Below are 11,511 nucleotides of genomic sequence, written 5' to 3'. Positions count from 1 at the left end.
GAGAGACAGAAGATTTTCAGCCTTGATACAGATTTAACAGAATTTGCCTGGCGGCTTTAGCGCGGTGGTCCCACCTGACCCCATGCCGAACTCAGAAGTGAAACGCCGTAGCGCCGATGGTAGTGTGGGGTCTCCCAGTGTGAGAGTAGGGAACTGCCAGGCATCAATCAGGAAGAACCCCGTACCGTAAGGTACGGGGTTTTTTTCTTTGTCTTTTCCCAGCCTGGCCTTTCTCTTAATCCCTTACCCTGCTAATGGAATGTGTGATCGTTGTCTCAATGTTAATTATAACAAAATTATAACATTTCATTTACGAGGTAATTGAGTGTACTGACTCAATACGCCGCAGTTTATGGCAGGAGCATAATCACAATGACAGAAAGCATTACATCAAACGGGACGCTGGCTAACAGTGATACCCGAAGAAGGGTATGGGCAATCGTCAGCGCCTCTTCAGGGAATCTGGTTGAATGGTTCGACTTTTACGTCTACTCATTCTGTTCACTCTACTTCGCACATATTTTCTTTCCCTCCGGCAACACCACGACGCAACTTCTACAAACAGCAGGGGTATTTGCTGCAGGATTCCTGATGCGACCGATCGGGGGCTGGTTGTTCGGCCGTATTGCGGATCGTCGCGGGCGTAAGGCTTCTATGCTGATCTCGGTTTGTATGATGTGCTTTGGCTCTCTGGTGATCGCCTGCCTGCCAGGATATGAATCCATTGGAACCTGGGCTCCCGCGCTACTTTTGCTGGCCCGTTTATTCCAGGGGTTATCGGTGGGGGGCGAATACGGCACGAGTGCGACCTACATGAGTGAGATTGCTCTGGAAGGTCGTAAAGGTTTTTACGCCTCCTTCCAGTATGTCACGCTTATTGGCGGTCAGTTGCTGGCCATTCTTGTGGTGGTTATCCTGCAGCAGATTCTGACGGACGAACAACTTCACGCCTGGGGATGGCGAGTTCCTTTCGCAATGGGCGCAGTACTGGCGATCGTCGCACTTTGGCTACGCCGTCAATTGGATGAAACCTCTCAGAAAGAGGTCAGAACGCTGAAGGAGGCGGGAACCTTCAAAGGGTTATGGCGTAACCGTAAAGCTTTCCTGATGGTGCTGGGCTTCACTGCGGGTGGCTCTCTCAGTTTCTACACGTTCACCACCTATATGCAAAAGTACCTGGTGAACACTACCGGAATGCACGCAAACGTCGCCAGTGTCGTCATGACTGTAGCGCTCTTTGTCTTTATGCTCATACAACCCATCATCGGTGCACTCTCGGATAAAATTGGCCGGCGGACGTCGATGCTGATTTTTGGCGGGCTGTCGGCGTTATGTACCGTACCTATTCTGACTGCTCTTCAGCATGTGACTTCGCCGTATGCAGCATTTGCGCTGGTTATGCTGGCGATGGTGATTGTCAGTTTCTATACCTCGATCAGTGGAATACTGAAAGCCGAAATGTTCCCGGCGCAGGTACGTGCTTTAGGAGTCGGGCTCTCTTATGCGGTAGCCAATGCGTTGTTTGGCGGATCGGCTGAGTATGTTGCGTTGTCTCTTAAATCATGGGGAAGTGAAACGACATTCTTCTGGTACGTCACTGCAATGGGGGCGCTGGCATTTATCGTATCCCTGATGCTTCATCGCAAAGGGAAAGGCATCCGGCTTTAATAGTGCGCCATTTGCCACACAGCATAGCCGGTCGTTGCGCCGGCGACATCCCAGGCAAAATCTTTCCAGCTCCAGCCGCTCCCTGCGGGGCGGCTATCCCACAGTTCTTTTGATGCCCCAAGACCGACAGAGAACATCAACCCTATCGCCGCGCTACGATCCCGGCTGTATCCCTGATGCTGCGCATATTCATTACCGGCTGCGGACAACATCGCGGAAGCGAGAAAATGTTGGGCTTTATCCTGACCGGACCAGCTATCGTTTGCCATATGGCTACAGCCGGTGAGGGCGAGAGTAGTTAGCAGGAGAGGGATGCGCATCAAGAACTCCATAAAAAAGCCCCGTCGAAGACAGGGCTGTGGCATTACAGAATACGGCTGATAAGTCGGTCGATACGGATACGACGTAAACGGCGGATAAGCTTGCGGACTTTCACCGGATAATCGGCAATGCTCTGCAATTCGCGATAATGATTAACCACAGTGGTATGTGTGCGAATCAGCTCCAGCTCACGCTCACGTTTTGCGGCTAACTCATGTTGTGGGTCATGGATCAGGATAGCGTTTTCCAGATCCAGACGCCACGCGCGCGGGTTCAGGTTGTTACCGGTCAGTAGCATCCACTCATCGTCGACCCACATACCTTTGAGATGGTAAGTGTTGTCATCATCTTTCCACAGACGTACAACCAGCTGGTCAGTGTTTACGTAATACTGTAAACGACTCAGGAAACGGCGCAGGTTAATCTCATAGAGGTAAGGTAGCGCACCGATAATTTTGAACGGCTGATCTTCAGGAATAAAGAAGTCGTTAGCCGTTTTATCCCCAACGATGATTTCCACTTTTTTACCATCGCGCAGCAGCTGAATGATGTTACGCACCAGCACGGCAGGAAGGTTGAAGTACGGTGTACAGATGGTGAGTTTCTGCTCTGCACACGGCATCAGATGGAAGATCGTTTTATTTAGCAGGCTTGATTTGCCGAGACCTACCAGCGGGGTAACGGATAACTCTTCGTTGTTTGCATCGCCCTGGAAATGATAGACCGCATCGCGCAGTTCCTGGCGGAATGCACGAACATCATTTTTGATTTCCGGGCTTTTAGGGCGCTCTGGATCGTCAAGGCGATTTACACCACGGCCATGAACCAGATTTTTATCAACCCAATTAAACATGATATCGGCCATCTGAGGATTACGAATCAGATGGTAGCGGTCGTAGCGATACTTATCGAGCTGATGGAGGTAAACATCATTCAGACTAGCACCACTGTAAAGTACGCTGTCATCAATGATGAAACCCTTGAAATGAAGGACGCCGAGCGCTTCACGAGTATTAACAGGCACGCCATAAACAGGAACATCGACGCCAGGATTCTCCTGCGCCATGCGGCAATACCAGTCAGCATTGGTGTTTGAAGCGGCAGCGCCAATACGACCGCGCTGAGCGCGATGCCAGTCAACCAGCACGCGAACATCGAGTTCAGGACGTTGACGTTTGGCTTCATAGAGCGCGTTCAGGATCCCGCGCCCGCCTTCGTCTTGTTCTAGATACAGTGCCACAATGCAAATGCGTCGCGTGGCGCTGGCAATCTTTTCAAGAAGCGTCTCCCGAAAATGAGCGGGAGCGTAAAAGAACTCTACATCATCAACTGACTGAGAAATCTTCGGTAGTTGAGCAAGGTGTTGTTGATGTTTATTACGCTTAAATTTTGACAACATCACAGTGCGTTTCTTCTCTGTTCATTGAAGGGTTGTCTGTACCATGCAAACAACATAAGCGGACAATGATACCACCAGTCCCGTCCAAAGTGGGTAACATTTCCAGTAGCTTACTTGTGTTTATCTGCTGATGTCAGGTTGAGGGACAAGGCAACAATACCTTCGTCCAGTTGAATATCAACATCAAATCCAAGTTTTCGCGCCAGGGTCACCATACCGCGATTGTTAGGCATAGTAATGCCATTCAGGCGTAACAATCCGTGATCTCGCGTATAACTGATGAGTTTTTCCAGCAGTCGTCTCCCCAGACCCAGGCCTTTTAGATCGGAGCGCACCAGCACGGCAAACTCCGCATCAACATTATCCGGGTCAGAAATAGCACGCGTCACGCCAAGGATCTCATCGCCTTTATCGGAACGACGAACGGCGACAAAAGCCATTTCTCGATCGTAGTCGATCTGGGTCATATTGGCTAAATCATCGTGGGTAAATTCGTTGATTTCACTAAAATAGCGATAGTAAAGATCCTCTTTCGTGACCTGAGAGATAAAGGCCCGCAGCTGAGGTTCATCTTCCGGCAGAATAGGGCGGAATAAGGCGCGTTCCCCATTCTTCATCTCTACCCACTCTTCCAGTTGCAGCGGGTAAGGACGGATCGCCAGACGGCTCTCTCTGTCGCCTTCAAAGGGCGCGATATCCAGCGTCACGTCCAGCGCGGTAAATTCATTACCGGAGGCGAGAAGTGGGTGGATATCCAGCCGCTGGATCTCGGCACAATCCACAATCAGGTTAGATACCTGCACCAGGAACTGACTTAGCCCGGCAATATCAAGTGGACGCAGCGCGCTCCGGCCGCGGATCTTTTTGCTTTTAATCGCCTGGATGATCAAATAACGCGCCAGATTCATGTTCAGCGGCGGTAACGCTACAACGGCTTGTTCTTCAGGCCGCCACTCAACGCCGCCTTCTCCCAGCATAATGAGCGGGCCAAACACGGGATCATGTTCAACCACCACCCGCAGCTCCTGAGCACCTGCGCGGTTAGCCATGCTTTGCACCAGCAACCCGTGGATCCTTGCCTGCGGCCAGGCCATTTTGACCCGATCAAAAATGGCATCTGCTGCTTGCTGAACCTCCGTTGCCGTACGCAGGTATAACATCACCCCCTGAATATCAGACTTATGTGGGATATCCGGTGAACGCAACTTAAGGGCAACCGGGTAGCCAATTTGTTCGGCAATATGCACAGCCTCAGCGCTGTCGCTGGCAATCCAGGTGGGCAGGGTTTGCATTCCGTAACTGCCGAGAATGGGCTGAACTTCATGCGTATCAAGCGTTGTCGCACCCTCTTCGATAGCCTGTTGTAAAAGACGGTGAACGTCGACGGTGTTCGCCGTCAGATTACCGGGTAACGCTGGGGTTTCGCGTAACTGTTTCTGGTTACGGCGATACTCGACCATATGCATAAATGCAGTGATAGTGCCTTCCGGAGTACGGTAGGTTGGCAGTCCGGCTTCACTGAACAAGCGTCGCGCCTCCTGCGAAGAAAACTCACCGCACCAGTTGGTCAGCAAAGTGACATATTTTCCACGTGGATGATTGCGCACGGTATCAATGAGTGCCCGCGCACTTTCACTACCTGGAGCGGCCGCGCTGGGGGAGTGGATAATCATCAGCGCGTCGAAATCCTGGCTATCCAGCAAAATCGAGATGGCCTTGATATAGCGATCGCTGCTGGCGTCATCGCGTAAGTCAAGCGGGTTGTCTGGCGTCACACTTGTCGGGAGAGCTTCTCTCAGACGTTGCAGCGTCTCTTCACCCAGCGTTGCCAGCTTACCGAAGCGCCGCCACAGTTCATCCAGCGCGAGTGCGGCAGGGGCGGCGCCGTTACTGACAATCATTAACTTCTCACCGCGCAATGGGCGCATATGGCTTAGCGTCTCGACGGCGGAAAAAAGCTCGTGTGTATCCTGTACCCGCAGCAAACCGGCACGCTGAATGGCGGCGTCCCAGGCAGGATCCATACCGGAATGCGACTGCAGAAGTCGCTGGGCTGCAGGGCTACGCCCACTTTTGATCACCAGGATCGGTTTATTGCGCGAGGCGCTTCGTGAAGCCGATACAAAACGACGGGCATCGCTGAGGTGCTCGAGGTAAAGCAGGATTGCGCTGGTTTTACTGTCGCGAGCCAGAAAATCAAGGAGCTCATCAACGTCAATATCCAGGCTGTCACCCAGGGCAATGAAGTAGGAGAATCCCATTTCACGCTGCTGAGCCCAGTCGAGGATGGTGTTCGATACCGCTGCTGATTGCGAGATAAACGCGAGTTTACCTTTACGGATTGGTACAGGGGAGAAACTGGCATTCAGACCCTGCCAGGGGGCGAGCAGGCCAAGACTGTTTGGCCCAAGGATGCGCATTTGATAACGACTGGCGCATGCCAGCAGCTCGGGCTGTTGTTCAGGTGGAGACGAGAGAATAATGCAGGTTTTACACCCTTTTTTACCGAGTGATTCCAGCAGTTCCGGATTTCGTTTTGCATTGGTACACAGTACGGCAAGATCGGGTACGAAAGGCAGGCTCTGGACATCTGGCCAGGCAAGTACCCCCTGAACAGCCTTGTAGGCAGGTGTAACAGGCATAACAGGGCCATTAAACCCTCCGGCCAGCAGGTTACGCATCATCAGATAGCCTGCACGATCCGGTTTCATTGAGGCGCCGATAACGGCAATGGATTTAGGACGTAATAGCGCTTCTAACCCTCTCTGGCTCATGCAGGCCTCCTGTGAATGCAAGCGACCTGATGATTTTAAACGCTTTCTGTCTCTGTTGCTGTGACACTGCCCTTATGAACGGTTTTTCCCGCCAGATAGCGCTCGCGAAAGCGGGAGAAATGGTTGCCCAGGGCGCCTGCCGCTGCGGTATCGCCTGCTAAATCCAGAAGCGCAATGGCCACTTCGGCAGTGCAGTATTGCCCGTCGGCATGCGCTTCACGCAGGCGGTAGGCGGAGACCCGGGAAAGGTCGACAGAAATCACCGGCAGTGCGTCAAGATAAGGGCTTTTACGAAACATTTTTCGTGCTTCGGTCCAGGTGCCATCCAGCATAATAAACAGGGGTGGTTTACCTGATGGTGGAGCCGAAAGCACCTGACGATCGGCCCCTGCATAAGAGGCCGGGAAAACGACCATGGGCTGATAGTCCGGGTTTGTCACTGCGTCGAGCAGGGCCTGTGGTGGCTCCGTGCGCGACCACTGAAACGCAGTGGTATCAGGCAGAATGTCGGCAATCAGGCGACCCGTATTACTGGGTTTCATCGGCTCGGTATCGAACATTACCAGACAAAAACGACTCTCCGCTGTACTCGGGGCCAGCGTCTCGCACAGGCAAACCTTTAGTGGCAGCAGGCATCGCTGGCAACGACGGATTCGATTGCCACGGGCAAGAAAGGGACGCGTTGAGCGAGCAAGGCGTTCGGCACGTAATTGAAGGACAGCGTTATCAGTCATGGGCGAAATGCAGGAAAAACCCTATTTTCGCAGAGGCGGGAACGGGGCACAAGATGTGCCCCATGAATGTTACAGCGACTCGTTTAACCAGCTTTCAAAAGGTGCTTTTGGAACCGCACCGTTGAGCATATCGATCACTTCACCCTTTTTGAAAATCATAATGGTCGGGATGCTGCGAATACGAAAACGTGCGCTCAGTTCGGGTTCCGCTTCGGTATTGACCTTAACGAACCGCATTTTCCCGTTGCGCTCTTCTGCCACATCTTCGAAGATCGGCGCGAAGCTACGGCATGGGCCGCACCATGGCGCCCAGAAGTCGACCACTACGGGAAGATCATCCTTGAGGAGTTTGTCCAGCGTAGCACCTGTTGCGTTAATGACATCGCCATCAAACAATTCATGACCACAACGCCCGCATTTCGCACCATCTTCAATCCGATCGTCCGGAATGCGATTGAGAGCCTGACAGTTGGCACATACGGTATTCATAACTAACCTCTGATAGAGCCGTGGGACAGCGGCAAACGCCGATAATGTTTCTAATATGTTACATATTATCAATGAGCCTGTTTGAAACAACAATGCGTTTTATTCAATGAGAACAATAGTCACAGGCTTTTGTACGAAATTATGGCTATGCGCTGGCACATCGGGTAATCTGCGCGCTTCGCGCAGCGCTGGTGGAGAAAAGCATGAACGACGAAATGAAAAACAAAAGCGGCAAGGTCAAAGTGATGTATGTCCGCAGTGATGATGACTCTGATAAACGCACCCAAAATCCGCGTACCGGAAAAGGTGGCGGGCGTCCGGCGTCTTCTCGTGCAGACGGTGGCCGTCGCCCCGCCCGCGATGACAGAAATAACCGCGGTGATGACCGCAAACGTGATGACCGTAAGCGTGACGATCGCAAACGCGATGACCGTCCACGCGATGACTTCTCACGTGATAACGCATCCCCGTGGCGTACCGTTTCTCGCGCGCCTGGCGATGAGACGCCAGAAAAAGCCGATCACGGTGGTATCAGCGGTAAAAGCTTTATCGACCCGGAAGTGCTGCGTCGTCAGCGGGCTGAAGAGACTCGCGTGTATGGCGAGAACGCCTGCCAGGCGCTGTTCCAGAGCCGTCCTGAGTGCATCGTCCGCGCCTGGTTTATCCAGAGCGTGACTCCACGCTTTAAAGAAGCGCTGCGCTGGATGGCCGCGAACCGTAAAGCCTATCACGTGGTAGATGATGCCGAGCTGACCAAAGCGTCCGGTACCGAACACCACGGTGGTGTTTGCTTCCTGATCAAAAAACGTAATGGCACCACCGTTCAGCAATGGGTCAGCCAGGCAGAGGCCGATGACTGTGTTCTGGCGCTGGAAGATGTGGGCAACCCGCATAACCTGGGTGCGATGATGCGTAGCTGCGCGCACTTCGGCGTGAAAGGCGTGCTGTTGCAGGATGCTGCACTGCTGGAATCAGGTGCGGCGATCCGTACTGCAGAAGGTGGTGCTGAGCACGTTCAGCCGATCACCGGTGATAGCGTTCTGGATGCTATTGAGCAGTTCCGTAAAGCGGGCTATTCCATCGTGACGACCTCGAGCCATGCTGGTACGCCGCTGTTTAAAGCGACGCTGCCGCGTAAAATGGTGCTGGTGCTGGGTCAGGAGCGCGATGGTCTGTCTGACGCGGCGCTCTCCAGTGCAGATCTGAGCGTCTCTATCGACGGAACAGGTAATGTGGAAAGTCTGAACGTATCCGTTGCGACCGGCGTACTGCTGGCCGAGTGGTGGCGTCAGAATAAGGCATAAGCCTCTTAATGTGCCGGGTTAGACCCGGCACATTAAATACTACTCGCTTTCTGCCGGTAACACAGGTATCCAGTCAATTGGCGTTTCGCCACGTTTTTCCAGCCATTCGTTCGCCAGAACAAAATGATTACTGCCAAAGAAGCCGCGATGTGCAGACAGCGGTGACGGGTGCGGCGCTTTCAACACGTGATGACGCTGACGATCGATAATCGCCCCTTTCTTCTGTGCGTGAGAACCCCAAAGTAAAAACACTACGCCTTCACGATGCTCGTTGATCAGGCTGATGACTTTGTCAGTAAACGTTTCCCAGCCCAGGCTTGCGTGTGAGTGCGCCTGACCCGCCCGTACGGTAAGCACCGTATTCAATAACAGCACGCCCTGGCGCGCCCAGCTTTCCAGGTAACCGTGAGTGGGGCGGGTAAACCCGGGCTGCGTTCCCTCAAGCTCTTTATACATGTTCAGCAGAGAAGGGGGGATAGCCACGCCCGGGCGTACAGAGAACGCCAGCCCGTGCGCCTGCCCTGGGCCATGGTAAGGATCCTGTCCGAGGATAACGACTTTGACATCGCTCAATTCGGTATAGCGAAAGGCGTTGAAAACATCTTTCTGTGGCGGATAAATCGTCTGGCCAGACTGCCGCTCCGTCGCGACGGTGCTGAGAGTATTAATAAAATAGGGCTGCTGTTTTTCTTCGGCCAGCACGTCGTGCCAGGTTAAAGGTGTCGTCATCTCGCTCTCCTGCGAATCTCAATCTGCGTCTAGCTTACCTGTTAAATACATGGGCGCAAAATCACAGGCAGAAATTGACCGTAAGTCCCTCAATTTATTTTGAAAGTATGCAGGTGAAATTGAATTGGTAAGGCAATGAAATTGATCTAAAACAATAAATTCAAACCACACTCTTTGTATGGTTGGTATTTTTGTTGATTTAAATCAATAAATCACCAAGGTGCGAATGATATATATACACACAAGAAACATTGGTTTTACCAATTGGCCTGAAGAGGCCGACATCAGTTAATGTAGCCTAAGGGAGGCAACACATGATTACAGGTATCCAGATTACAAAAGCTGCAAATGACGATCTGCTCAACTCTTTCTGGCTGCTGGACAGCGAGAAAAACGAAGCACGTTGTGTCGTCGCGAAAGCCGGTTTTGCTGAAGATGAAATTGTTCCAGTCAGCAAGCTGGGCGAAATTGAATACCGTGAAATCCCAATGGAAGTGAAACCGGAAGTACGTGTGGAAGGTGGTCAGCACCTGAACGTTAACGTGCTGCGTCGCGAAACGCTGATGGATGCGGTTGAGCACCCTGAAAAATACCCACAGCTGACCATTCGCGTGTCTGGCTATGCAGTACGCTTCAACTCTCTGACCCCAGAACAACAGCGCGACGTTATCGCTCGTACCTTTACTGAAAGCCTGTAATAGTTTCAGCCGTGGGGGCAGAATAAAAAAAGCCGGGGATTTTCCCCGGCTTTTTATTACTCTTCAGTCTTCGTTTCCTGCGCGGCAGCGCTTGGCTTACGGCGCTTACCAATGTTTTTGGTATCGCGGTGACGCTGCTTCACGCGTGGCTTCTCTTTTTCTTTCTCTTTTCTCTCAGCACGTTTCGCGAGCGCTTTCTTGGACGGTTTACCCGTCATTTTTTCACTCGGCGCACGTGTGGTCGGGCGCAGGCCATCAATAACGCGCGCTTTCAGCGGCTCGTCAACATAGCGGCCAATTTTCTGCAGCAGCAGGTAGTCATGAGCTTCGACCAGTGAGATAGCAATCCCTTTGCGGCCCGCGCGGCCGGTACGGCCAATACGGTGCAGATAGGTATCGCCGCTGCGCGGCATATCGAAGTTAATGACGTGGCTGACGTCAGGGATGTCGATCCCGCGAGCGGCAACGTCTGTGGCAACCAGCACGTTAACGCGGCCATCGGTCAGGCGCTTAATGCCTTCGGTACGTTTGATCTGTGCCATCTCGCCTTCAAGATAGCAGTTGTTGATCCCGGCGTTACGCAGCATTTCTGCCAGCTCGTGCACGCGCTCGCGCTTACGCACAAACACGATTGTGCGCAGCGCATCTTCCTGCTTCAGCAGGTGTTTGAGCAATTCGACCTTGTGCTCAAGGTTGTCCGCGCGGTAGTACCACTGGTGGATCTTCTTACGCTCACGGGTGGACGGCGTCGCTGACACTTCCACCGGATCTTCCAGCAGACGCTCTGCGAAGTCTTTAATCGCTTCCCCTTCGAGGGTGGCAGAGAACAGCATCGTCTGGTTACGCCAGCGCGTTTCACCCGCAATATGCTCAATATCCTGTGCGAAGCCCATGTCCAGCATACGGTCGGCTTCGTCGAGGATCAGCGTTTCAACCGCGCGGCAGTCGAAGTTCTCTTCTTTAATGTACTGCAGCAGGCGGCCCGTCGTCGCAACGACGATGTCCTGGTTTTCGCTGAACACTTCGGCGTGGTTCATATACGCAACGCCGCCGGTGATGGTGGCGATATCCAGATGAGTATTTGCCGCGAGTTCACGCGCGTGATCGGCCACCTGCATGGCCAGCTCGCGCGTCGGCGTCAGGATTAAAATACGCGGCGGGCCAGATTTTTTACGTGGAAAATCGAGCAGATGCTGCAACACAGGCAGCAAATAGGCTGCTGTCTTCCCCGTGCCGGTTGGCGCAGAACCGAGCACATCACGGCCCTCAAGCGCAGGCGGAATGGCCGCTGCCTGAATGGCGGTCGGGCGTGTAAAGCCTTTGCTCTCAAGTGCATTGAGCAGGCTTTCATCGAGTTCAAGTTCGGAAAAAGTCGTTACAGTCATGTTCTACCTC

At 52.9% G+C, this 11,511-nt stretch carries 10 protein-coding genes and 1 rRNA gene; 4 read left to right on the top strand and 7 right to left on the bottom strand.

Going from position 1 to position 11,511, the window contains the following annotated elements:
• The first annotated feature begins 46 nt into the window (after positions 1–46).
• Both rrf and ACLHV9_RS18520 read left to right on the top strand, forming a co-directional pair.
• Positions 47–162 (top strand): 5S ribosomal RNA (gene rrf / locus ACLHV9_RS18525).
• 210 nt (positions 163–372) lie between these two features.
• Positions 373–1,668, top strand: a complete 1,296-nt coding sequence (locus tag ACLHV9_RS18520) for an MFS transporter (protein WP_108090938.1) — start codon at positions 373–375, stop codon at positions 1,666–1,668.
• Here ACLHV9_RS18520 and ACLHV9_RS18515 read toward each other — a convergent pair.
• From ACLHV9_RS18515 to trxC, 5 genes are all read right to left on the bottom strand, one after another.
• Positions 1,665–1,988 (bottom strand): YfiM family lipoprotein, encoded by a 324-nt coding sequence (locus ACLHV9_RS18515; RefSeq protein WP_049005940.1) that lies wholly within the window; start codon positions 1,986–1,988, stop codon positions 1,665–1,667. The genes ACLHV9_RS18520 and ACLHV9_RS18515 overlap by 4 nt on opposite strands.
• A 44-nt stretch (positions 1,989–2,032) precedes the next feature.
• Positions 2,033–3,388 carry a CDP-diacylglycerol--serine O-phosphatidyltransferase gene (gene pssA / locus ACLHV9_RS18510; protein WP_108090937.1) on the bottom strand — a complete coding sequence of 452 codons (1,356 nt, stop codon included), beginning with the start codon at positions 3,386–3,388 and terminating at the stop codon, positions 2,033–2,035.
• Positions 3,389–3,498: 110 nt separating this feature from the next.
• A complete protein-coding gene (locus ACLHV9_RS18505; RefSeq protein WP_108090936.1) occupies positions 3,499–6,162 on the bottom strand; it encodes a bifunctional acetate--CoA ligase family protein/GNAT family N-acetyltransferase in 2,664 nt (887 codons plus the stop codon).
• 35 nt (positions 6,163–6,197) lie between these two features.
• Positions 6,198–6,896, bottom strand: coding sequence for a tRNA-uridine aminocarboxypropyltransferase (gene tapT, locus ACLHV9_RS18500; protein ID WP_108090935.1), 699 nt, complete (start codon positions 6,894–6,896; stop codon positions 6,198–6,200).
• Between the two features lie 69 nt (positions 6,897–6,965).
• Complete coding sequence (gene trxC, locus ACLHV9_RS18495) at positions 6,966–7,385, bottom strand: thioredoxin TrxC (protein ID WP_028016050.1); 420 nt, start codon at positions 7,383–7,385, stop codon at positions 6,966–6,968.
• A 203-nt stretch (positions 7,386–7,588) separates the two neighbouring features.
• Here trxC and ACLHV9_RS18490 point away from each other — a divergent pair, with 203 nt between their 5' ends.
• The gene (locus ACLHV9_RS18490; RefSeq protein WP_108090934.1) at positions 7,589–8,689 is read left to right on the top strand and encodes a tRNA/rRNA methyltransferase; all 1,101 of its coding nucleotides are present in this window, start codon (positions 7,589–7,591) and stop codon (positions 8,687–8,689) included.
• Between the two features lie 39 nt (positions 8,690–8,728).
• On the opposite strand, the gene ung is transcribed toward ACLHV9_RS18490, so the two are convergent.
• Positions 8,729–9,418: a uracil-DNA glycosylase gene (gene ung, locus ACLHV9_RS18485; RefSeq protein ID WP_108090933.1), complete on the bottom strand. Its 690-nt coding sequence runs from the start codon at positions 9,416–9,418 to the stop codon at positions 8,729–8,731.
• A gap of 314 nt (positions 9,419–9,732) precedes the next feature.
• Between ung and grcA the strand changes: the two genes are divergently transcribed.
• Positions 9,733–10,116, top strand: coding sequence for an autonomous glycyl radical cofactor GrcA (gene grcA / locus ACLHV9_RS18480; RefSeq protein WP_008502190.1), 384 nt, complete (start codon positions 9,733–9,735; stop codon positions 10,114–10,116).
• 56 nt (positions 10,117–10,172) lie between these two features.
• Here grcA and srmB read toward each other — a convergent pair whose 3' ends face one another.
• Entirely contained in the window at positions 10,173–11,501 is a 1,329-nt protein-coding gene (srmB, locus tag ACLHV9_RS18475; RefSeq protein ID WP_028016053.1) for an ATP-dependent RNA helicase SrmB, read from the bottom strand.
• Between the last annotated feature and the right edge of the window lie 10 nt (positions 11,502–11,511).

The sequence above is a fragment of the Enterobacter sp. CPE_E890 genome (assembly GCF_046521475.1).
Classification (GTDB): Bacteria; Pseudomonadota; Gammaproteobacteria; order Enterobacterales; family Enterobacteriaceae; genus Enterobacter; species Enterobacter adelaidei.
The sequence above is the reverse complement of the archived record's forward strand: the minus strand, read 5'-3'. Positions and strand labels throughout refer to the sequence as shown.